Below are 21,269 nucleotides of genomic sequence, written 5' to 3' on the forward strand. Positions count from 1 at the left end.
AGAGCCTAAATCCCAATAAAAGCCCAATTTGTAACATTCTATTAACAATTCTTCTTGACACGCTCCTCCCCCAAGCCTGAGTCTTAAACCACAACAAAATTTAGATATTCGTCGTACGTGAACGTCTCCGGCAGACACGACAGCCGCACTCAAAGACGAACCACATACCTTCACGCACCGCACTTTTTTGCCGGTGCACTTTCTAGGAGCCAGAACATGAATCGACCTCCCCGTTACAAGGACCTGCTTACCTGTGCCGCCGCCCTCCTCCTCGCCTTCCCGACTTGTCTCGCCACAGCCCAGACCTCCGGCAACGGAAACATCGTCGGCACAGTCACCGATACCTCCGGCGCCGCTGTTCCCAACGTGACGGTCATCGTCCTCAACAACGACACCGGCATCTCGCGCTCCCTCACCACCAACTCCGACGGCTCCTACACCGCCAACTTCCTTCTGCCCGGCCACTATGAGGTCATCCTCGGCGGCGGCTCCTTCGGTAAGGTCGATCGCAAAGATATCCTCCTCACCGTCGGCCAGGTCCTCACCATCGACGCCGCGCTCTCCGCTGCCTCCGTCTCCACTCAGATCGAGGTCAGCAGCACCACGCCGCTGCTCGACACCGAAAAGACCGAGGTCTCCCAGACCTTCAGCGAACAGCTCATCACCAACCTCCCCGTCGCCTCGCGCAACTGGAGCGCCTTCGTCCTCAACACCCCCAACGTCACCCAGGACGGCGGAACCGGCCTCGTCAGCTTCCATGGCATCAGCGGCCTCTACAACCAGAACTACGTCGACGGCTCCAACAACAACCAGATGCTCTTCTCCGAGGCCCGCGGCCGATCCTCCGGCGCGCCCTACGTCTACTCCATCGACTCCATCAAGGAGTTCCAGGCCGAGACCTCCAACTACTCCGTCGAGTTCGGTCAGTCCGCCGGTGGTCAGGTCAACGCCATCACCAAGAGCGGCACCAACCACTTCCACGGCGACGCCTTCTACTACCTCCGCTATCCCGACCTCAACGCCCTCGATCCCTACAGTAAGTTCCAGGCCCTCCACAACGGAGCCACGCCCTTCCTGCTCACCCAGCCCATCCACCAGCAGCACCAGTTCGGCGGCTCGGTCGGCGGCCCCATCATCAAGGATCGTCTCTTCTTCTTCTTCACCTACGACGGCTTCCGCAAGGTAGGCCGCGTCCTCTACTCCGACACCAACAACATCTCCCTCACTCCCTCCGGCACCACGACCAACACCTCGACCATCACCCCCACGCAGTGCCCCACCACCATCACCGCCGCCCAGTGCGCCTCCGGTATCACCTTCCTGCAGACCGCCGCGAACATCGCTCCCGGCCAGTCGCCCCCGCCGCGCTTCGCTAAACAGAACCTCTTCTTCCCGCGCCTCGACTATCACATCAACCAGCGCAACGACGTCTTCGTCGACTACAACTTCGCAGACTTCGACAGCACCTACGGCTACAACTCCGCACCGACGTTTAGCAACAGCTCCCCCACCACCAACGGCCCCACCAGCTATCACGAGCGCTTCCTCGTCGCCGGTCTCACCACCCAGGTCGGCAACGCCTCCGTCAACCAGGTTCACTTCCAGTACGGACGTGACCTCGAGACCGCAGGCGCCAACGCAGCCGGTCCCAGCGTAGGCATCGGCAGCGGCTCCAGCGGCGTCCTCACCTACGGCATGCCCAACGCCCTGCCGCGCGTCGCAGAGCCAGACGAGCACCGCACCCAGTTCACCGACATCTTCTCCACCACCAAGGGTCGCCACACCTTCAAGTTCGGCGGCGACGCCAACCTCGTCCACGAGGTCATGATCAACCTCTTCCAGGGCGGCGGTATCTACAGCTACGGCGAGAGCACCCCCGTGGCCAACTTCAAAGACTGGATCGCAGACGCCTTCGCCGGACAGGCAGGCGACACCGACCCCTACGCCGGATATCACTACAACACCTTCGTCCAGACCATCGACGTCGTCAACACCGCCGCCGGTACCCAGGGCAAGGACGACTTCTGGATGAAGATGTTCGATGGCTTCGCCGAAGACTCCTGGAAGCTCCGTCCCAACCTCACCATCAACGCCGGTATCCGCTACGACATCCAGCTCACCCCGGCCCCGGGCCTCGTCAACAACAACTACCCGCCCCTCTCCACCCAGTACAGCCAAACCATCAAGAACGTCACGGACCGCGTCCAGCCCCGTGTAGGCTTCTCCTGGTCGCCCTACACCGGCACCGTCGTCCGTGGAGGTTACGGTCTCTTCTCCGCGCTCAACCAGGGCAGCACCTACTACGCCATGCGGGTTGAGAACGGCATCGTCCAGATCAACTACAACTACAACGGCTGCCTCGCCTCGGTCGGCACGCCCACCAGCACCTGCCCCACGGTTCCCAGCGCGGCCAACAGCCTCCAGTATCCCTTTGTGCCGTTCCCGGTCACCGGGCCGCCGCTCTCCTCGTCCATCATCCCCGTCGGTGGTGCCGCTCCTGCGGTCAACGGTCCCGCGAAGCTCGGTCCTCAAAGCTTCCACGGTCTCGATCCTAACTTCGTTCCGCCACTCGCGCATCAGTTCCAGATGGCCGTCGAACAGACCCTGCCTGGCAAGATGACGCTTTCGGTCGGCTACGTCGGCACCCGCGCCCTGCGCCTGCCCGTCTTCATCGACGCCAACCTCATCGGCCAGTCTCCGCACGGCCTGCGCACCTACAACGTCACCGATGCCAACAACAACATCCTCAGACAGCTCACCGTTCCGGTCTACCTGCAGTCGGACCGCCGCAGCTCTGCGATCACCTCGCTCAACACCGGCTTCAGCTCAGCCAACACCTGGTACAACTCGCTCGCAGTCACCGTTCGCCGTCCATTCAGCAACGGTCTTGAAGTGCTGGCCAACTATACCTGGGCACGCGCCACCGACACCGGCCAGGTCGGCGGAGCCAACGGAACCTTCTTCGGCGGCGACACCCCGCTCGATCCCAACAACCTACGTCGCGACAACGGACCGTCCGACACCGACATCCGCAACCGCTTCACCATGAGCTTCGTCTACCAGCCGAAGATCTGGCAGGACAACAAGATCGTCAAGCACGTCTTCGACGACTTCACCTTCTCCGGCGCGGAGATCGCCTCCGGCGGCCAGCCCATCTTCATGAGCATGAGCGGTACCGTCTACAACGGCACCGGATCCAGCTACGGAGCCGACGGCAACATCTACGGCGGCGCCATGAGCTCCAGCTCCGGTTCCGCCACCACCGGCCGTCCCCCGCAGATCGGACGCAACAGCATCTACGGACCCGGCTTCAACGACTTCGACTTCCGCGCCGCACGCAACATCCCCATCCACGAGGGCATCTACATGCAGCTCTCCGCGGACGCCTTCAACCTCCTCAACCACACCATCATCACCTCGGTGAACGGAACCCAGTCGCTGTACCTCGGTACCGGGGCCACCTCCGGAACGCTGAAGTGCAACACCAGCACCGTCCCCACCGGCTCTACCCTGCAGGGCTGCATCGCTCCCTACAACGGAACCGGCCTCTCTGCCTTCGGCGTCAGCTCAGGGACCAACAACGGCCTCTACGGCCCCCGCCAGATGCAGTTCTCCGCAAAGCTCTTCTTCTAACCTCAGCGAATCACTCACCCAACTCAAACGGCTCCGGAGACCCCTCCGGAGCTGTTTTGTCATGCAGGACTACCGCCGCAAAAAAAGTTGAAATCCGTGGCGTACTTTTCGCGGACGAGAGACGTGGTGTCTCCTCTCCACGTTCAGCACGCAAATACCACGAACTCACCAGCGAACTACCACGCGTCGGCACCCGTTTTTCCGCAAACCACCTCAAACCAGCAAAAGTCTTCCTCGACACACACCCAAAACCTGTCAACCCCCAAAATCGTAAATCCCCAGTAAAGACGCACCGAATCGCGTGGCGCAGAAGTTACCTCCAAAACGATATAATTGAATTAGATAGAAAAAAGAAAGCCCCCGAGCACCTTCGGGGGCTTTTCTGTACCACAAATAATCCATAGAAAGCCGCTAATGCCGATAACCCTTTTAGAAAGAAATATTTACCCGTAACCTATTTAGAATGTGATATTTGGAGACATCGTTTTTTGCATATCATTGAATAGAAATGAGTTAGCAGGGGGGGGTGCCCCCCAGGGGGTGGGGTACCCTCCGTCCGGTACTTCCATCTGCCATGCAGAACCGCTGCGGACGACGAGCGATACTTAGCCAGACTTTTGAAAAGCACCCTGCTCCAGCTTCTATCCCGGACAGAAGACAGCGCAATCGCCGCATCCATCAGAGCCCACCATGGCCGGCTTTTTGTCGAAGAGGAGTGAAAAAGGATGGTGCGCCCGAGAAGATTCGAACTTCTGACCTACAGCTTCGGAGGCTGCCGCTCTATCCAGCTGAGCTACGGGCGCGCTCCTCTAGCCTAGCATGATCCCACCGGGTTGACAGCCCGTACCGCCCCGGTGGAGCATCAACTCCAGTACTTTCGCTCACTTGGCCGCAACTCAGGCCCAACGCAAATCTACCCGCGCAATATCTATCGGAAAGAGAGACTCACCCATGCATCTCCGCTCCCTCGCCCTCGCTGCCTGTTGCACCCTCCTCACCACCGCAAGCTTCGCCCTGCCAACCGGCCAGATGGGCGATATGAAGATGGCTGCGCCTGCCACCAAGGCCCTCCCCAGCCCCGCCGCCACCGCCAACGTCACCCTCAACGGCAAATCCGTCGTCATCCACTACAACTCACCCCGCATGAAGGGCCGCAAGATCATGGGCGGCATAGTGCCCTACGGCCAGGTATGGCGCACCGGAGCGAACCCCGCAACCACGCTCATCACCGCTACTAGCCTGAAGATCGGCACTCTGACCGTCCCCGCCGGCACCTACACGATCTACACTCTTCCGAACGCCGATCAGTGGCTCCTCATCGTCAACAAGCAGACCGGCCAGTGGGGCACCGAGTACACCCAGGCCCAGGACCTTGGCCGCACACCGATGCAGCACAAGACCCTCTCCGCACCGCAGGAGAACATGAGCATCTCCTTCGAACACACCCAGGGAAGCAGCACTGAACTCCACGTAAAGTGGGAGACCACAGACGAGTACGTAACCGTCCAGGCCGAGTAACCACTACACTTATGCGTCTTCGCACCGCCAAGCGCGACTGCGAAGGCGCATCTACTTTGTTTCGCTAGAGATGTTGAGAGGTCTGGGCGAGATCTCCGCAGCCTCTCTCTCCTGCCGCAGCTTTTCCATCACCGAAGCAACCAGTTCCTTCGCTCCATTGAGATTGGTCACTATCGCCTGCAGATCAATCGCAGGAACGTTCGGATTGCGCGCGCTCGTGCAGTACACGCCATGCTGCCCCACAAGAATCAACGCGTCGGTGAGGGTGTCCAGCGTCACAGCCAGTCGCCCGCGAGCCTCGCCCATCATGAACTCGTACTTTTCAAGCTCCTGCTGCCGGTCATAAAAGACAGACACGCTACCACTCCTTCGCAGCAGTATCGACCGCAAGCGGAGTCGCAGCCACCGGAGCCTTCCAGCGAAGGATCGGCTTCCGCGCCGCGGTTGTCTCGTCGAGCCGTTGTATGCGTGTGGAGTGTGGAGCCGTCTGCACCAGCTCTGGATTCTCCTCCGCCTCGCGTGCAATCTGCTTCAGCGCATCGATCAGAAGGTCCAGCTCTTCGCGAGACTCGCTCTCGGTTGGCTCGATCATCATCGCGCCAGCCACGATCATCGGAAAGCTGACGGTGTACGCATGGAAGCCGTAGTCGATCAGCCGCTTGCCCATGTCACCGGTCTTGACACCGTTCTTCGCCTGAATCCGGTCGGAGAAGACAACCTCGTGCAGCGTCGCCGTCTTGTACGGCAGCTCAAAGGTTCCATCAAGCTTCGCGCGAATGTAGTTGGCGTTCAACACAGCATCTTCAGTCGTCTGCCGCAGTCCATCCGGGCCGTTGGCGAGAATGTAGGCGAGCGCACGCACGAACATGCCGAAGTTGCCGTAGAACATCCTCACCCGGCCTACGCTCTGCGGACGGTTGTATTCGAGCCCGAGCATGCCATCAGCCTTGGTTACGAGCACTGGCGTAGGTAGAAATGGCTCCAGGATCTTTTTGCAAGCTACCGGACCTGAGCCCGGGCCTCCACCTCCATGCGGTGTGGAGAAGGTTTTGTGCAGGTTCAGGTGCATTACATCGACACCGAAGTCGCCCGGCCGCGTCTTGCCTACCAGCGCATTCATGTTCGCGCCATCCATGTACAGCAGCGCGCCCTTCGCGTGCAGGATGTCCGCAATCTTCTTGATGTCTGACTCGAAGACGCCGATGGTCGAGGGATTGGTCAGCATCAGCGCAGCCGTATCCTCGTCCACCATCTTCTCGAGCTCCGCGAGATCCACCATGCCTTGCGCGTTCGACTTGAGATTAGCGACTTCGTAGCCGCAGACCGCAGCCGTTGCCGGGTTTGTTCCGTGTGCGGAGTCAGGAATCAAAACTTTCTTTCGCGGATTACCTTTGCTCTCGTGATACGCCCGGATGAGCAGAATGCCCGTAAATTCTCCATGCGCACCCGCTGCCGGCTGTAGGGTAATCGTGTCCATGCCTGTGATCTCGATCAGAGCATCGGACAGCGTCTTCATAATTCCCAGGCAGCCCTGCGAGAGCGACTCCGGTTGATATGGATGTGCTTCGGCGATACCTTCAAGCCGCGCGACAGCTTCGTTCACGCGTGGGTTGTACTTCATCGTGCAGCTACCCAGTGGATACATGCCGAGGTCGATCGCATAGTTCCACGTCGAAAGCCGCGTGAAGTGGCGAATGATCTCAATCTCACTCAGCTCGGGCATCACGCCAAGGTCTTTGCGCGCCGATTCGCCCAGCAGGGAAGCGGCATCCACCGCTGGTACGTCGAGTTCTGCCAGCCGATACGCTTTCTTGCCTGGCGAAGACTTCTCAAATATCAAGTCTTCGCTCTGATTCGTGTGCGTCGTCGCCTTTTTCGGTGTTCCCACAAACTTTTCAACTGACATGATTAAAACTCCTGCGCATCGACTGCGCTTCCGGTCTCCGAGTAGCTTCCAGACTCCGGTCCATCCAGATCTTCTTCGCGCAGAGAAAGCCCAAATACCGTGCCGTTCTCAAATTCAATCGTTAGCGCGTTGCCTTCTTCAAGCGAGACCTGCACTACCTTGTCACCGATCTGTGCGCATAGTGCATTCCGATACTCCGGCTCGCCATACGCCACAGAAAACTCAGGAAACAACACATGCGGCCACGCGTAAAAGATGAGGAGGGGAGCGTCAAAGCGGAGTTGCAGAAAATCTTCGACGAACTCAACTGCCTTCAACTCTTCGCCAATAATCGCAGAGACATCCATGATTATGCCTTTTTGTCCGCAAGCGCCGTAGCGACTGCGTCCATCTGCTTTCGGGTGGTCAACTCGGTCGCACACCACAGGCTTGCGTTCGGTCCAAGCTCCGGATACCACTTTGCCAGTGGCAGTCCACCAATGATCTTGTGTTGAAGCAGCGCGGTGTTGGTCTCTTCAGCGGTCTTCGGCAGTTGAAGCACAAGCTCATGAAAGCGCGGCGCACCGTCAAACAAAACCTTCGCGCCTGCAGCAGCACTCAGTACGCCCTTCAGATAAGCAGCCTTCGCAAGGTTCTGCTCCGCAAGCTCCTTCATGCCCTGTTTGCCATAGACGGTCAGGAAGATGGTCGTCATGAGCGCGACGAGCGCCTGGTTGGTGCAGATATTCGAGGTCGCCTTCTCGCGCCGAATATGCTGCTCGCGAGTGGACAATGTCAGCACAAATCCACGTTTGCCATCTTTGTCTTTGGTCTCACCGATCAGACGGCCCGGCATCTGCCTTAGGAACTTCTCTTTGCAGGCGATCACGCCGCAGTACGGGCCGCCGTAGCCGACGGCCACGCCGTACGACTGTGCTTCCAGCGAGACGATATCCGCTTCAGCCGGAGGTCTGACGATTCCCAACGAAACTGCCTCCGCGATGGAGACGATAAGCAAAGCACCCTTCGCATGAGCAATCTCTGCAATCGCTGCCACATCTTCAATGGTGCCAAAGAAGTTCGGCGATTGAATCAATACGCAGGCAGTGTCTTTCGTGACTGTAGCGTCGAGAGCGGCAAGATCCACACGTCCGTTCTCTGTATAGCCGACTTCGGTAGTTGGAATCTCCTGGTGCTGCGCATAGGTCGCGATCACCTCTCGATACTCCGGGTGCACCGTCCGCGCAATGACTGCGCCGTCTCGTCCGGTCACGCGCACCGCCATCATGATCGCCTCGGCCGCTCCGGTCGAGCCGTCATACATGGACGCGTTTGCAATCTCCATGCCGGTCAGCTCGCAGATCATCGTCTGGAACTCGAACATCGCCTGTAGCGTGCCCTGCGATATCTCTGGCTGGTATGGCGTATAGCTCGTTAGAAATTCACCGCGTTGCACCAGCGAATCGATGATGACGGGCCGATAGTGCCGATACACACCGGCACCAAGAAAGCTGGAATAGCCGACGGCGTTATTGTCTGCAAACTCACGAAAACGATCCAGGATCTCTGACTCCCCGTGCTGCCGTGGAATCGCGAGATCACGTTTCAACTGAAACTCCGCTGGAATCGTGGAAAACAGATCGTCGATCGACGTCACGCCGATTTCGGCAAGCATCTCCTCGCGATCTACAGGGGACTTCGGCAAATAACGCATCTTTTAGTGTCCGGTCTCTTCACTGGTAAATTTTTCGTAGTCTGCTGCGGTCAAAAGTCCATCGACCTGCTTCACATCGGAGAGCTCAACCTTCAGCAGCCAAGTGATATTGGCATCGGTGTTGATCTTCTCCGGTGCATCCTTCAACTCTTCATTGATCGCCGTCACCTTGCCGGAGACGGGCGCGAAGAGATCGGACACCGCCTTGACTGACTCGACCGAACCGAAGCTTTTGCCTGCTTCCACTGCATCGCCAACTGCTGGAAGATCGACAAATACGATATCGCCCAGTGAGTTCTGCGCGTAGTCCGTGATGCCGACTGTGCCTGTGTTGCCGTCGACTTTGATCCACTCGTGTTCCTTCGTGTAGCGGTAGTCCGCAGGGTAAGCCATTCGATCCGTCTCCTTGGTCTGGACTTCAATTTGAAGTGGAACTTTAATTGTAGATGTTGTGGTCTATGTCGAAGCTACAGACTCAAGCTGTTTTCTTTACTCTTTTGTAGAAGGGCAGGGGAACGACCTTTGCTTTGACCATTTGGCCGCGAATCTCCACGGCAACCTCTGTATCGAGAGCCGTAAGATCGACCGGCACATAGGCCATAGAGATGTTCTTCTTGAGGAAGGGAGAAGGGGAACCGCTAGTAATTTCTCCGACCCGTTTGCCATCGAGAGAGAATACTGGATAGCCATCCCGTCCGATGCCGCGCTCGATCATCTCCAGGCCCACCAGCTTGCGCTTCGTCCCACCGGCAGCCTGAATCTCGAGCAGAGCGTCTCGACCCACAAACTCCGGCTTGTCGAGTTTTGCATACCGCCCGAGTCCAGCCTCGAGTACGTTGATGTTGTCTGAGATCTCATGTCCATAGAGCGCCATGCCGGCCTCGAGACGTAGCGTGTTCCGCGCACCCAGTCCGCAGGCCAGAATGCCGAACTCTGCACCAGCTGCGAGCACCTCACCCCAGACCCGTGCGCTCGTTGTCTCGTCGGATGGGATATAGATTTCGAATCCGTCCTCGCCCGTATAGCCGGTACGCGCGATCATCACGTTATGCAGGCCGCACACCTGGCCCCACGTAAACCAATAGTTCTTGATCGTACCCAGGTCGGTCGAGGTCAGCTTTTGCAGTGTCTCAGCGGCTCGCGGTCCCTGGATGGCTAGCTGTGTGTAGTAGTCGCTGAAGTCGTTTACATGAACGCCAGGCATGTGTCCGATGGTCTTCCGCACCCATTGGATATCTTTCTCGCGCGTTCCAGCGTTGATCACGATCAGGTAGTCGTTGTCGGAAAGTTTATGCACAACCACGTCATCAACAAATGTGCCGTTGGGATACAGCATGGCTGAATAGTGTGCCTGACCTACTGCTAGCTTCGAGGCGTCGTTCATGCACAGGTGCTGCACCGCAGCCAGAGAACCGGGCCCGCGCAGCTGAATATCACCCATGTGCGAGACGTCGAATACGCCCACCGCCGTGCGCACAGCCATATGCTCCGCAATCAGGCCGCAGCAGTCGACGGGCATGTCCCATCCACCGAAATCGACCATCTTTGACTTCGCCGCTCGGTGTACCGCGTTCAGTGCTGTCTTGCGAAGTTCCATTGTCTCTGCCATAGCGATACTTCCTTCAGTCTTTCTCGTGGCTGCCGCCCCTAAAACGATAGCATCCAGCGACCGCATCCAGCCACTCGCACCCGCAAACAGCTAGTGCAGCAGCATGAATAGGCCTTATGTAGCCGTCATTTAAGAGCTGACGGAAATCAAATGTGAGGAGCCTCACGACGACACAATTCGTGTGTAAAAGCTTGCGCCTTAGTGCATTCCACTAGGCAAGGACTTCGTCAATCTCGCCGCATCAAGCACCAGGTTTGAGACCGCCTCATCGAAGTTGTGGTCATGCGTCTTTTGCAGATTTGCTGGCAATACCGACTCCGTCAGCGCCCAGAGAGCATAGTGGGTTGGGCGATCGTAGATCACCAGCCGAATCATCGGTAGCGGATCCGATGCGCCCTTCGATTTATCTGCGTTCGACGGTCCGTTTGGAGCGGAGAGCTGTAACTCGAAGACTAGATCGGCCTTATCGGGGCTCGCGACCAACTGATAGCGTCCCCAACTCACTACGCCGGCATAGAATTCGTTGTACGCACGATCCGGATCGCCGGTGAATGGATGAGGAAATAGTCCGCTATCTGCCCCGGCGTTAGAGATGAAGATCGTCTTCGCACTGAATAGCCGAGGCGGAATTGGCGCCATGGCAGGAGATATCTGCTGGCTCCTAAGTTTGAATCCCGAACAGACAACCAGGACGCATAAGCCTGCAGTTAGTCCAGATCGTACAATCTTCATCTTCAACCTCCGCGCGACAGATGAACCGAAGAGCAACTGTCCGCTATAACCAAGACGCGTCTTTACTTACAAATGTTTCGCGAATCTTGAGTTGACACGCGATCTAAACCGTAACCGACTCGCGGTATTCCCCGAAAACTCCACGCAGCGTCTCTGCGATCTCGCCGACGGTCGCATAGCTCTCCACCGCGTTGAGTATCGGAGGCATCAGGTTTTGTCCATTGCGTGCAGCATCTTCGATGCGTCGTAACGCAGCCGTATGAACCCAAGCATCCCGCCGCAGACGCAACGCTCGTATGCGCTCCACCTGCCGATGCTCCATCGCCTCATCGATTCGCTGAATCGGGACGGTGACTTCCTTATCACTGGCGAACTGGTTCACCCCGACGACGATCGTCTCCTTCGCATCTACAGCTTGCTGGTACGCATAGGCGGCGTTTTGGATCTCCCGCTGGACGTAGCCTCGCTCGATCGCACGCAGCATCCCATACCTGCCCTGATCGAAGCCGGCAATCGTAGTCATGTAATCCTGCGCCCGTCGTTCGATCTCATTCGTTAGCGACTCTATGTAGAACGACCCCGCCAAGGGATCTACTGTCTGCGTGACACCGCTCTCATGCGCAAGAATTTGTTGGGTTCGCAGAGCAATCCGCGCGGCATTCTCTGTGGGCAGGGACAGCGCCTCGTCGAAGCCATTCGTGTGCAGACTTTGTGTTCCACCAAGGACAGCTGCCAGCGCCTGCAGCGTCGTCCGCACGGTATTGTTCTCCGGCTGTTGCGCTGTCAGGGTGGAGCCCGCTGTCTGTGTGTGGAACCTCAGCATCCAGCTCCGTTCCTTCCTTGCGCCGAAGTGCTCTCGCATAATGCGCGCCCACATCCTTCGCGCCGCCCGAAACTTTGCTACCTCTTCCAGCAGATTATTGTGAGAGTTGAAGAAGAAGCTCAGCCGTGGCGCAAACGCATCCACGTCCAGCCCCGTATCAATCGCCGCCTGCACATAGGTCATGCCATTGGCCAGCGTAAACGCCACCTCCTGCACCGCGGTGCATCCTGCTTCGCGCATGTGATAGCCGGAGATCGAGATCGTGTTCCACTCCGGCACCTCCTCCGCCGACCACGCAAAGATGTCGGTCACCAGTCGCATTGCGTGCGTCACTGGATATATGTACGTCCCGCGGGCGATGTACTCCTTGAGAATGTCGTTCTGGATTGTGCCACTAAGCCGCTTCGCCTCAGTGCCTGTCCTGCGCGCTACGGCCACATACAGCGCCAGTAGAATCGACGCCGTTGCATTGATCGTCATCGAGGTCGAGATGGTATCCAGAGCGATTCCATCGAACAGTCGCTGCATGTCCTCGATCGAATCGATTGCAACCCCAACCTTTCCGACCTCGCCCAGCGCCAGCGGGCTGTCCGAGTCGTATCCAATTTGCGTGGGCAGATCGAAGGCTACACTCAAGCCCTTGGTTCCATTGGCAAGCAAGAACTTATATCGCTTATTCGACTCTTCCGCGTCGCCCATGCCTGCGTACTGGCGCATCGTCCACAGTCTTCCGCGATACATCGTCGGTTGAATACCACGCGTGTATGGGTACGCGCCCGGATCGCCCACTGTTGCCGCGGCATCGGCGCCATCAAGGTCTTCGACCCGGTAGACAGGCGCCACCGTAATCCCGGAGCTGGTTTTAAATGTGTCTGACATGACGCTGTAGTGTACCTGCTGATCGATCCCGTTGGCTGCGATGGCTAGTGGCGCTTGCCTCTGCGATTCGCTTTCACAAAGCTACTGACGCAAAAGTATCCGAAGACCGCAGCCATCAAACTTGAGAGCAGAAGGTGAACATGATCTTTGTGATTCGAGCCGATATCATGCAACGACCCGCGCAGCTTCCAGACCCCTCCGCCCGCAAAGAGTGCGAAGACCCCAAAGAAGACGCCTGTAACCTCCAACCACAGTACGCCGGACAGCTTTGCAACCGGCCCCCACGCCGCCTCGCCAAATCGTTTCCCGCCCTCCTTCAGTCCCTTCCGAGTCTGCTGCACCTGGGTTGCTTTCCGTGCAACCTGTTGAGCCACGCGTTCTCCCGAAGCCTGTGCTTTACTCGCGCTCGAACGTGACCCGGAAGATGATCCTGAGGCTCCCTTGGCGGCCCCGACCGCAGAGGGATTCGGCGACGTCGCTGCATCCACCGCCGTCACCAGCGTCTTGGCGGCTGCACGAGCCCCTATCCCAAGCGCACGACCAAAACGAACCGAATCCATACCAAGAGTGTAGCCGCTCACTCTCGCACACGGAAGTCGCCTTCAGTCCGCCAGTATTCGTATACGCATCCATCTCTAAACAAGCTGCATCGAAGAGAAAAGACGAGGATAACGCAATGAAGAGGGCTCTTTGGATGATCGGCGGCTTCTGCGCGGCCGCTGCAGGATTTCTGGTCTGGGATTCACGCCGTACTCCCCCGGTGGAACTTTTGGCGCATCGTCTCGAAGCAGCCTGGGCTGACCATCACACTGTTGTAGAACCAAACTAATCACTTTACCCACCTCTTTTACGAATGCCATTGCAGGGTCCGCAGCGATGGGCGTATCCTTTTAAAAGTAACTAGTAACTCCTGCAGTACCCGCAATGCCGTTCCCGCCGGTCAATCCTTTGGGCCGGGAATACCCGATGCGCGGAGAGATTCGAACCCATAGGGCAGCCCGGAGGTGGCATTGAATCAAAAGGTCAAAAACCTGATCCAGAAACTAGGCGAGGCGATCCACGAGTCCGTTTCGGAGTCGGAGGATATCGCTGGTGTCGTCAAAAACATTCGCGAGCAGGGTTTCGATGTTCTTCTCATGCTTGAGGCCACCATCGGTCTCAATGAGGTTGAAGCAGAGGCCGCGGACGACACCGAGTCCATGGAGGAAGTGGCGGATGGGCCATTCACTCACAACGATCTGACCTTCTTGAAATCCTTGCGCATCAGCCTTACCGAAGACGATGTCCAGACAGATTCACCAGCTGAAGCCGACGAAGCTTAGGCAATATCTTTTCTCTCTTGGCCAGGCCCACGCGCTGGGGCTTGGTCATGCCTGTTAGACAGACCAACCTTGACTCGAAATCTAGCGCATCATCGTAGACTCGCGTTTCCCAGTGACACGTGAGTCGTAAGATGCATCTGACTCATGTGGTTAGAAGTTCGATGCATTACCGGAGTTGATAGATCTATGAGAGATACGCTTGGTGTTCTGCTTGCCGGTGGTGCCGGCGAGAGGCTTTTTCCCCTTACCCGCGATCGCGCCAAGCCAGCCGTTCCCTTTGCCGGCCAGTACCGCATCATCGATATCACGCTTTCAAACTGCATCAACTCCGACCTTCGTCACGTCTACATCCTCACCCAATACAAGGCTCTCTCGCTCAATCGGCACATCCGCGAAGGCTGGGGGCCGGTCGTTGCGAACGAACTCGGCGAATTCATCGAGATTCTCCCGCCTATGCAGCGTGTGTCGAAGTCCTGGTATCAGGGAACCGCAGACGCCGTGTACCAGAATATTTATTCCATTGGCTCCGAAGAGCCCAAGTACGTTCTCATTCTCTCCGGTGACCACATCTACAAGATGAACTACGCCCTTATGATGCAGCAACACTGCGACTCAGGCGCCGATGTCACCATTGCGACTCTTCCCGTGAAGCCCGACGAGGTGTCCGCATTTGGTGCCGTTGAGATCGCACGCAATGGTGAGGTCACCGGCTTCGAGGAAAAACCAAAAGAGACCAGTATCCGTTCGCCCTTCAACCCCGATATGGTTGACGTCTCCATGGGCATCTATCTCTTCAACACCGACGTGCTCCTGCCCGAACTCATCAAGGACGCCGAGGATCCCAACTCAAAGCATGACTTTGGCCATAACATTCTTCCTAACATCTTGGGCCGCGTCAAAATGCATGCCTATAACTTCGTCGACGAGAACAAGCAGAAAGCTCTCTACTGGAGGGATGTCGGCACGCTTGAGGCCTACTACGAGGCCAACATGGATGTCGCAGGCGTCACACCTACCTTCAACCTCTATGACAAGTCCTGGCCTATGCGCACACGGCCGTATCAGTACCCGCCTGCTAAGTTTGTCTTCGGCGAGCCGGGCAGGACTGGCATGGCCATCAACTCCATCGTCGCGGCTGGCTCTATCGTCTCTGGAGCAGTAGTACGCAACTCTGTTGTCTCTCAGGATGTCCGAGTTAACTCCTACGCGGACGTGGACTCCAGCATCGTCTTCTCTCACGTCAATATCGGTCGCCATTGCCGTATTCGCCACGCCATCATCGACCGCGACGTCCACATTCCGGATGGCACGGTTATTGGCTATGACGCCAACGAAGACAAGAAAAACTACTTCGTCTCACAGAGCGGACTCACTGTAGTCACCCGTGACTACTCCGTCTACGAAAACCCCGTCTCGCCGGAGTTTCTCCAGCAGGGCAACTCCTGGTAAATCAACGAATCGAACTTTGCAAAATAAAAGCGGGGCGACTTATGTCGTCCCGCTTTGCCATGTTTAAGAGATTTCTAGTTCTTATTTTTGCTTCCCAATTCTGTAGATAACGCCGCCCGAGATGGCAAAGAACTCGCGTGTTTCGGTGCCGAAGTGTTCGAGGATGAGATCCGGAGAAAGCCTTATCGCCAGATTCTTCGAGCGGTTGAAGTCGATGCTTCCACCCAATGCGGCGATCGGCTTCGTACGGTTCGAGTAAAGTCCGACCGTCGGTAAGTAGAGCGGATCCACGTTTTTCAAACTGTAGTTGAAGGTCCCGTGCGAGACGCCTCCGTAGGCGTGATAGTTCACCGCAACATACTGGTTCTTCGGGCCGCGGTACTGCGCTCCCAGCATGAAGGTATTCAGATATACCAAGGGCCGATTGTTGATACCGGTCCCGTTGAGGGATGGCGGTGTAACCCCGCCATTGGCAAACACCGGCGTCGTTCCTGCGTCGATGCGATAATCTGCACCCACTCCGAGCTGCGAGAACCAATGGCCTCCTGGAAGCCAGTAGGTTCCCAGAATCTCACCACCGCCAAGGTTCATCCTCTTAGGCAAATTCTGTCCTGCCTGAAAGTTCATGAAGTTTAGACCACCGAAGATCTCATACTTGTTGTCGTAGGTCACCGGTGCTATCGGGCCGATCTTTCCAGAGCTCAGCGGTCTCGGCGGTGTCGTCGTATCCGTCGTCGACGAAGAGGTTGACTGCGCCCGTCCCTGCATCGCAGCTACCGTCAACAAACTCATCGCCAGAAATCCAGCTCCTGCGCGAGTCCAGATCCTTCGCGCCCCAGTTATCCTTACAGCCGTCCGCATTCCCGTCATCTTCAATCGCAACATCTGTCTCCACGTCTCTTCCAACATCTGCTCCTGCAGTTGCTTCAATAACCAAGATATAACGTTCAGGCGACATCTGCTTCCCGCGAGCAGACGTATCTATCAGCAGACTGCAGTTGTGCGACAATAGGTAGCGGTGGCCGGAGGGCAAGCCTGCCGGCGACAGGGAGAAAAGTATGGGAGAACTATTTACACCAACACATCTGATTGTCCTCGCCGTGGTTGCCGTCGTTCTCTTCGGCGGCAAAAAGCTGCCTGAGCTTGGCAAAGGACTCGGCGAAGGCCTTCGCGGCTTCAAGGACGGTATGAAAGGTGTCACCGAAGACACGAATAAGCCTACGGAGACCACTCACGCCGTCACCCCCAAGCCTGAAGAATCAGTTAAATAGCACGGTTTAACAATCCTCACTCTTCCGCAACCGTAGCCTCGGCCGTGTGTGTTCTTTCCCATGAAGATAAGATCGCCCTACCTCATCAAGCCTAACGAGCACGTGCGGCTTGCCAAGAAATCAACCTCGGACACGGGCGGCTATAAGTCTGAAGAGTCTGCGGCTGCTGTCCTCGTCAAGCACCGCACGCAACTTGCCGATCTACAGGATACCCTCTACGCCAGCGAGAGTAAGGCACTGCTCATCGTGCTACAGGGCATGGATACCGCGGGGAAAGATGGCACGATTAGCCACATCTTTTCCGGCGTCAACCCACAGGGCTGTGATGTCGCATCCTTCAAAGTGCCTACTCCCATTGAAGCCCGCCACGACTTTCTCTGGCGTACGCACGCCCAGGTTCCACCCCGCGGCATGATTGGCATCTTCAACCGCTCCCACTACGAGGACGTCCTCTCACCGCGCGTGCATAAGATCATCTCCGACAAGGTCATGCGCCGCCGTCTCGATGACATCAACTCCTTCGAAAGCATGCTCTTCGACAACGACGTTCTCATCCTCAAGTTTTATCTGCATATCTCTCGCGACGAGCAGACTCGCCGGCTCCAGTCCCGTATTGATAACAAGAAAAAGCACTGGAAGCTTTCGGATGCCGACATTCACGAACGCAAGTTCTGGCCTGATTACATGGACGCCTACAATCGCATCCTGTCTACCACCAGTCACAAACATGCGCCCTGGTTCGTCATCCCGTCAGACAACAAGTGGTATCGCAACGTCGCTATTTCCGCCATCATCGTCGATCTTCTCGATGGCCTGAAGCTGAAGTTCCCCAAACCCACTCTCGATGCCTCCGAGATCAAGCTCTAAAGAGCGCTCCAAGCTACCACCTCGAAGCTAAAGCGTAATCATTACAACGGCAGCCAACGCCACCGCCATCCCAAGCCCTTGCCTCGGTGTGGGCCGCTCGTGCAATGCCCAGGCTGCCAGCAGAATCGTTGACGCCGGATAAAGAGAGGCCAGCACCGCAGCCACATCCAGCCTGCCCGCGCGTGTCGCTGCGATGAACAGCAGATTGCCTGAAGTATCGAGCAGAGCCGTCCCCAGCGCCCAGAACAGCACCTTACGCGTCACCACTGCCTTTGCTCCGGCTTTCCTTCCTGTCAAGGACATTCCCGCCACCATCAGCAGGCACACAGCGATACTTCCCATTCTTGCCGTAGCCAGGGGCCAGATCACGCCCGTCGATCCTGCCAGCTTGAGAGCGACAAAATAAACTCCGAATCCGAGGCCTCCAGCTACCGCCAGCCAAAACGTCCCCCGATCCGCTGGCTTAGCCTCCGGGTTTGGCCCTGCTGCAATAAGCCAGATGGCCATCCCTGCCACCAGAAACCCCATCACATGCAGTCGCCCGGGCGATCCTTCCATCCCAACTGAAACGGCTGCAGGAATGGCTGCCGCCAGCAGTCCGCTTACTGCAGCCGACGCTCCCATCGCACCACGCGACAGCGCGATATAGAAGCATGCCAGCGCGATCCCAGCAGTCATCCCTGCTACCAGGCCCCATACCAATGGTGCACCGTGGGGAAACACATCTCCACGCCATCTCGCGGCAAAGAGCAACACACTCAAACTGGCGCAGTGGCTGAGCAGAATCACCCGCAGGGCAGCTCCCATCGTGCCGCCAGCGTGCTTTACGCCCATGCCGCCCGAAAAGTCTCCACCGCCCCACAGCGCTGCCGCAGCTAACGCCAGCAGAGCATTTCCCTGCAGCAGCATCTCCATCAGATTCCGATCCAAACCTCAGTCCAGGGGCAAGGGCCTATTTGGGCTCAGGAGCTACCGCAGGCTTCACGTCAGCTGCCGTCGGATAGTAACCCAGCTTCGCCCGCACATCCAGGCTTGGCCGTAGCACCTTCACTTCCAGCGTCCGATACTTGCCATCGATGAACGGCTCATGCGTGTAGTAGCCGACCGTGTACTGTGTCCGCACCTCTTCCGCAATCTTCGCGAAGCTGTTTTCGATACCCTTCTGCCGGAACTCGCCGTCGAACTCTCCACCCGTCTGCTTCGCATAAGCCGGCAGGATGTTATCCCGCATCTGCAGTGGCAGATGAACCTTGTCCAGGAACCCGATGACGGGCAACGAAGAATCTCCCACTAGCGTGCCATAAACCGCGATCTTGTTCGTATTCAGATACTTCACGACCTGCGAAAACTTTGCCTGGCTCCCATATTCGCGGCCATCGCTGATGACATAGATAATTCTCCGCCGTCCGCTTGCAGTCTTCGAAAGTGCTGTCGCGGCGGCCAGAATCGCATCGTTTAACGTATGCACGTCCCTGGGCACGTTCTGGATACCGAGAATGCTCGTCCCATGGGTCGCATTCGTGTTTGGATCGGTATGGCTGTCGGCTCCTCCGTTGTTCACAATATTCTGTCCCAGTGGCCCGGAGGTGTCGTAGTAAAGCGCCTCGCGTCCAGGTCTCTTCGAGCGTTCCAGCACCGCCGTCAGACGAGCACTCTGGGCGCCGGTAAAGGCTGTCTCCATCTTCGGTCCGTTGTTGTATGTGAACACCGCGACCTCGTCGAACGGGGTAAAGGCTCCCTGAACCGCAGACAGGGAATTGTTTACCTTGGTCATGTTATCCACGGTCATGCTCTGATCGATGACCAGAGCCACCGACAGCGGAAATGGGTCAACCGTGAACAGACTCAACTGCTGCCGCAGATTGTTCTCATATACCCGAATGTCGCGCCACGTCAGACCCGGCACTAGCCGACCCTTGTTGTCCTTCACCGTAAACGGTACTTCCACGAAGTTCGTCTGCACCTGGAGCGTAAAGGCCTGCGCGCCCTGCCCCTGCTCAGGAATCTCCGGCTCCGGCCCCTCATCGGCCTTCTGCGCGGCTGTCTCGGGCAATTTGCCCGGTACCGCGCCATCCTGCGACGCTGGGGTGTCGCCGTTCGAATCCGGCGTCGTTCCCCGTCCTGGGGTCACCGGACCCACCGGCACGCCCTGCGGCCTCGGAGCATCAGGAATAGTCTGCTGCTGCGGTGCACTCTGCTGCTGCGCCTGCGATTGTGCCGGCTGTCCAAGCATCATGCACGCCAAAGCCCCTGCCAATACGTTATTCCTGACCACGCAAATCTCCCATTTCTTCCATCCCGGGCTCTAATGAACCCAAGGCTGTCCAACTATCAGACTACCAGCGCGGCATCTTCGCCGCCATACCCATCTCGCCGCGGCATAGTTAACAGCACATGGTCCCATGCACTTGGACGCAGCCGCATCCTGCACTGTTGCGCGTTTCCACGCCGCTCCGCTAACATTTCCTCAAACTCAGCCCCAACTTCGTCGTCTAATGAACTATGCGCATCCTCCGCCTCGCTGCCGTCATCCTCGCTCTTGGTCTTGCCACTGTCCTCCATGCGCAGGAGGCACCCTCGCCCGGAGGCCCGCCCCCGGCCAGCGATGCGGCACCTCAACCCATCAATCAAGACGACGTCCAGACTCTCAAGGTGAACGTCAACCTGGTCAACGTCTACTTCTCCGTCCGCGACCACAACGGCTACATTACGAACCTGCATAAGGACGACTGCGGCATCTACGAGGACAAGGTACTCCAGAAGACGAAGAACTTCACTCAGGAGAAAAATCTTCCTCTTACGATCGGTATTCTCCTCGATACCAGCGGCAGCCAGAAGAATGTCCTGCCTCTCGAACAACAGTCCGGTGCTGAGTTTCTGAAGGATGTGCTTACTCCGAAGGATGAGGCCTTCCTTATCTCGTTCGACATCAACGTCAACCTCCTCGCCGACTACACTAACAGCCCACGTGAGATTAAGCGCTCCATCGATTCAGCTGAAATTAACACCGGCGCCGGCACCGGCTCGGTCACCGGAAACGGGAGCGCCCGCGGGACCCTGCTCTACGATGCCGTCTACCTTGCTGCTCATGACAAACTTCGCCAGGAGGCCGGTCGCAAGATCCTGGTCATGCTTACTGATGGAGGTGATCAGGGCTCGCAGGAGAACCTCAAGACCGCTACCGAGGCCGCTCAGAAGGCTAATGCCATCGTCTACGTCATCATGGTCGCCGATCGCGGCTTCTATGGCGGGGGCTTTGGCGTTTACTCCGGCGATCGCGATATGGAACGCCTTGCCACCGACACCGGAGGCCGCGTCATCAACGTAGGCAACAACGGCAAGAAGCTCCAAGAGGCCTTCGATCAGATCCAGGACGAATTACGCACCCAGTATCTTGCCAGCTTTACCCCTACCAATACCAAGATCGACGGTACCTTCCGCACCCTCAACATCACCTGTGGCAAAGACCAGAAGGTCCAGGCCCGCAAAGGCTACTATGCGATAGCCGACTCTCTCGGCAAAGACGACTAATCAGCTTGGTAGGTGAGCTGGATCCGGGGAACTTGG

At 57.5% G+C, this 21,269-nt stretch carries 20 protein-coding genes and 1 tRNA gene; 8 read left to right on the forward strand and 13 right to left on the reverse strand.

What is annotated here, in order from left to right:
- Window positions 1–216: 216 nt before the first annotated feature.
- Window positions 217–3,633 carry a TonB-dependent receptor gene (locus GSQ82_RS01640; RefSeq protein WP_158790267.1) on the forward strand — a complete coding sequence of 1,139 codons (3,417 nt, stop codon included), beginning with the start codon at window positions 217–219 and terminating at the stop codon, window positions 3,631–3,633.
- A gap of 726 nt (window positions 3,634–4,359) precedes the next feature.
- On the opposite strand, the gene GSQ82_RS01645 is transcribed toward GSQ82_RS01640, so the two are convergent.
- Window positions 4,360–4,436 (reverse strand) — tRNA-Arg (locus GSQ82_RS01645).
- Window positions 4,437–4,584: 148 nt separating this feature from the next.
- On the opposite strand from GSQ82_RS01645, the gene GSQ82_RS01650 reads away from it, so the two are divergent.
- Entirely contained in the window at window positions 4,585–5,151 is a 567-nt protein-coding gene (locus GSQ82_RS01650) for a DUF2911 domain-containing protein (RefSeq protein WP_158790268.1), read from the forward strand.
- A 51-nt stretch (window positions 5,152–5,202) separates the two neighbouring features.
- Here GSQ82_RS01650 and GSQ82_RS01655 read toward each other — a convergent pair whose 3' ends face one another.
- The 9 genes from GSQ82_RS01655 to GSQ82_RS01695 form a co-directional block, all read right to left on the reverse strand.
- Window positions 5,203–5,508: a hypothetical protein gene (locus GSQ82_RS01655; protein ID WP_158790269.1), complete on the reverse strand. Its 306-nt coding sequence runs from the start codon at window positions 5,506–5,508 to the stop codon at window positions 5,203–5,205.
- Between the two features lies 1 nt (window position 5,509).
- Window positions 5,510–7,057 (reverse strand): aminomethyl-transferring glycine dehydrogenase subunit GcvPB, encoded by a 1,548-nt coding sequence (gcvPB, locus tag GSQ82_RS01660; protein WP_158790270.1) that lies wholly within the window; start codon window positions 7,055–7,057, stop codon window positions 5,510–5,512.
- Between the two features lie 2 nt (window positions 7,058–7,059).
- The gene (locus tag GSQ82_RS01665) at window positions 7,060–7,404 is read right to left on the reverse strand and encodes a hypothetical protein (protein WP_158790271.1); all 345 of its coding nucleotides are present in this window, start codon (window positions 7,402–7,404) and stop codon (window positions 7,060–7,062) included.
- Window positions 7,405–7,406: 2 nt separating this feature from the next.
- Window positions 7,407–8,750 carry an aminomethyl-transferring glycine dehydrogenase subunit GcvPA gene (gcvPA, locus tag GSQ82_RS01670; RefSeq protein ID WP_158790272.1) on the reverse strand — a complete coding sequence of 448 codons (1,344 nt, stop codon included), beginning with the start codon at window positions 8,748–8,750 and terminating at the stop codon, window positions 7,407–7,409.
- Between the two features lie 3 nt (window positions 8,751–8,753).
- The gene (gene gcvH, locus GSQ82_RS01675) at window positions 8,754–9,143 is read right to left on the reverse strand and encodes a glycine cleavage system protein GcvH (protein ID WP_158790273.1); all 390 of its coding nucleotides are present in this window, start codon (window positions 9,141–9,143) and stop codon (window positions 8,754–8,756) included.
- Between the two features lie 82 nt (window positions 9,144–9,225).
- A complete protein-coding gene (gene gcvT / locus GSQ82_RS01680; protein ID WP_158790274.1) occupies window positions 9,226–10,359 on the reverse strand; it encodes a glycine cleavage system aminomethyltransferase GcvT in 1,134 nt (377 codons plus the stop codon).
- A 198-nt stretch (window positions 10,360–10,557) separates the two neighbouring features.
- Entirely contained in the window at window positions 10,558–10,998 is a 441-nt protein-coding gene (locus tag GSQ82_RS01685; protein WP_254061348.1) for a hypothetical protein, read from the reverse strand.
- A 196-nt stretch (window positions 10,999–11,194) separates the two neighbouring features.
- Complete coding sequence (locus tag GSQ82_RS01690) at window positions 11,195–12,793, reverse strand: methylmalonyl-CoA mutase (RefSeq protein ID WP_158790276.1); 1,599 nt, start codon at window positions 12,791–12,793, stop codon at window positions 11,195–11,197.
- A gap of 44 nt (window positions 12,794–12,837) precedes the next feature.
- Window positions 12,838–13,353, reverse strand: a complete 516-nt coding sequence (locus GSQ82_RS01695) for a hypothetical protein (RefSeq protein ID WP_158790277.1) — start codon at window positions 13,351–13,353, stop codon at window positions 12,838–12,840.
- Between the two features lie 116 nt (window positions 13,354–13,469).
- Here GSQ82_RS01695 and GSQ82_RS01700 point away from each other — a divergent pair, with 116 nt between their 5' ends.
- The 3 genes from GSQ82_RS01700 to glgC all read left to right on the forward strand — a co-directional run bounded on the left by GSQ82_RS01700 (window position 13,470) and on the right by glgC (window position 15,564).
- Window positions 13,470–13,622 carry a hypothetical protein gene (locus tag GSQ82_RS01700; protein ID WP_158790278.1) on the forward strand — a complete coding sequence of 51 codons (153 nt, stop codon included), beginning with the start codon at window positions 13,470–13,472 and terminating at the stop codon, window positions 13,620–13,622.
- 175 nt (window positions 13,623–13,797) lie between these two features.
- The gene (locus GSQ82_RS01705; RefSeq protein ID WP_371417146.1) at window positions 13,798–14,115 is read left to right on the forward strand and encodes a hypothetical protein; all 318 of its coding nucleotides are present in this window, start codon (window positions 13,798–13,800) and stop codon (window positions 14,113–14,115) included.
- 186 nt (window positions 14,116–14,301) lie between these two features.
- Complete coding sequence (gene glgC / locus GSQ82_RS01710) at window positions 14,302–15,564, forward strand: glucose-1-phosphate adenylyltransferase (RefSeq protein WP_158790280.1); 1,263 nt, start codon at window positions 14,302–14,304, stop codon at window positions 15,562–15,564.
- A gap of 81 nt (window positions 15,565–15,645) precedes the next feature.
- Here the strand turns inward: glgC and GSQ82_RS01715 are convergent, their stop codons facing one another.
- Window positions 15,646–16,449, reverse strand: coding sequence for a hypothetical protein (locus GSQ82_RS01715; RefSeq protein ID WP_158790281.1), 804 nt, complete (start codon window positions 16,447–16,449; stop codon window positions 15,646–15,648).
- A gap of 173 nt (window positions 16,450–16,622) precedes the next feature.
- Here GSQ82_RS01715 and GSQ82_RS01720 point away from each other — a divergent pair, with 173 nt between their 5' ends.
- Together GSQ82_RS01720 and GSQ82_RS01725 are read left to right on the forward strand one after the other, a co-directional pair.
- Window positions 16,623–16,835: a twin-arginine translocase TatA/TatE family subunit gene (locus GSQ82_RS01720; protein WP_158790282.1), complete on the forward strand. Its 213-nt coding sequence runs from the start codon at window positions 16,623–16,625 to the stop codon at window positions 16,833–16,835.
- A gap of 60 nt (window positions 16,836–16,895) precedes the next feature.
- A complete protein-coding gene (locus GSQ82_RS01725; protein WP_158790283.1) occupies window positions 16,896–17,702 on the forward strand; it encodes a polyphosphate kinase 2 family protein in 807 nt (268 codons plus the stop codon).
- Window positions 17,703–17,729: 27 nt separating this feature from the next.
- Here GSQ82_RS01725 and GSQ82_RS01730 read toward each other — a convergent pair whose 3' ends face one another.
- Together GSQ82_RS01730 and GSQ82_RS01735 are read right to left on the reverse strand one after the other, a co-directional pair.
- Window positions 17,730–18,632, reverse strand: coding sequence for a DMT family transporter (locus tag GSQ82_RS01730; RefSeq protein WP_254061349.1), 903 nt, complete (start codon window positions 18,630–18,632; stop codon window positions 17,730–17,732).
- 22 nt (window positions 18,633–18,654) lie between these two features.
- Window positions 18,655–19,938, reverse strand: a complete 1,284-nt coding sequence (locus GSQ82_RS01735; protein WP_158790284.1) for a VWA domain-containing protein — start codon at window positions 19,936–19,938, stop codon at window positions 18,655–18,657.
- 266 nt (window positions 19,939–20,204) lie between these two features.
- Here GSQ82_RS01735 and GSQ82_RS01740 point away from each other — a divergent pair, with 266 nt between their 5' ends.
- Window positions 20,205–21,233, forward strand: a complete 1,029-nt coding sequence (locus GSQ82_RS01740) for a VWA domain-containing protein (RefSeq protein WP_158790285.1) — start codon at window positions 20,205–20,207, stop codon at window positions 21,231–21,233.
- The last annotated feature ends 36 nt before the right edge of the window (window positions 21,234–21,269 follow it).

The organism is Granulicella sp. L60, assembly GCF_009765825.1.
Classification (GTDB): Bacteria; Acidobacteriota; Terriglobia; order Terriglobales; family Acidobacteriaceae; genus Edaphobacter.

Coding starts and splice junctions, on each gene's coding strand:
- GSQ82_RS01640 (WP_158790267.1), top strand. CDS start 217: ATGAATCGACCTCCCCGTTACAAGGACCTGCTTACCTGTGCCGCCGCC.
- GSQ82_RS01650 (WP_158790268.1), top strand. CDS start 4,585: ATGCATCTCCGCTCCCTCGCCCTCGCTGCCTGTTGCACCCTCCTCACC.
- gcvPB (WP_158790270.1), bottom strand. CDS start 7,057: ATGTCAGTTGAAAAGTTTGTGGGAACACCGAAAAAGGCGACGACGCAC.
- GSQ82_RS01665 (WP_158790271.1), bottom strand. CDS start 7,404: ATGGATGTCTCTGCGATTATTGGCGAAGAGTTGAAGGCAGTTGAGTTC.
- gcvPA (WP_158790272.1), bottom strand. CDS start 8,750: ATGCGTTATTTGCCGAAGTCCCCTGTAGATCGCGAGGAGATGCTTGCC.
- gcvH (WP_158790273.1), bottom strand. CDS start 9,143: ATGGCTTACCCTGCGGACTACCGCTACACGAAGGAACACGAGTGGATC.
- gcvT (WP_158790274.1), bottom strand. CDS start 10,359: ATGGCAGAGACAATGGAACTTCGCAAGACAGCACTGAACGCGGTACAC.
- GSQ82_RS01685 (WP_254061348.1), bottom strand. CDS start 10,998: ATGGCGCCAATTCCGCCTCGGCTATTCAGTGCGAAGACGATCTTCATC.
- GSQ82_RS01690 (WP_158790276.1), bottom strand. CDS start 12,793: ATGTCAGACACATTTAAAACCAGCTCCGGGATTACGGTGGCGCCTGTC.
- GSQ82_RS01695 (WP_158790277.1), bottom strand. CDS start 13,353: ATGGATTCGGTTCGTTTTGGTCGTGCGCTTGGGATAGGGGCTCGTGCA.
- GSQ82_RS01700 (WP_158790278.1), top strand. CDS start 13,470: ATGAAGAGGGCTCTTTGGATGATCGGCGGCTTCTGCGCGGCCGCTGCA.
- glgC (WP_158790280.1), top strand. CDS start 14,302: ATGAGAGATACGCTTGGTGTTCTGCTTGCCGGTGGTGCCGGCGAGAGG.
- GSQ82_RS01715 (WP_158790281.1), bottom strand. CDS start 16,449: ATGTTGCGATTGAAGATGACGGGAATGCGGACGGCTGTAAGGATAACT.
- GSQ82_RS01720 (WP_158790282.1), top strand. CDS start 16,623: ATGGGAGAACTATTTACACCAACACATCTGATTGTCCTCGCCGTGGTT.
- GSQ82_RS01725 (WP_158790283.1), top strand. CDS start 16,896: ATGAAGATAAGATCGCCCTACCTCATCAAGCCTAACGAGCACGTGCGG.
- GSQ82_RS01735 (WP_158790284.1), bottom strand. CDS start 19,938: ATGATGCTTGGACAGCCGGCACAATCGCAGGCGCAGCAGCAGAGTGCA.
- GSQ82_RS01740 (WP_158790285.1), top strand. CDS start 20,205: ATGCGCATCCTCCGCCTCGCTGCCGTCATCCTCGCTCTTGGTCTTGCC.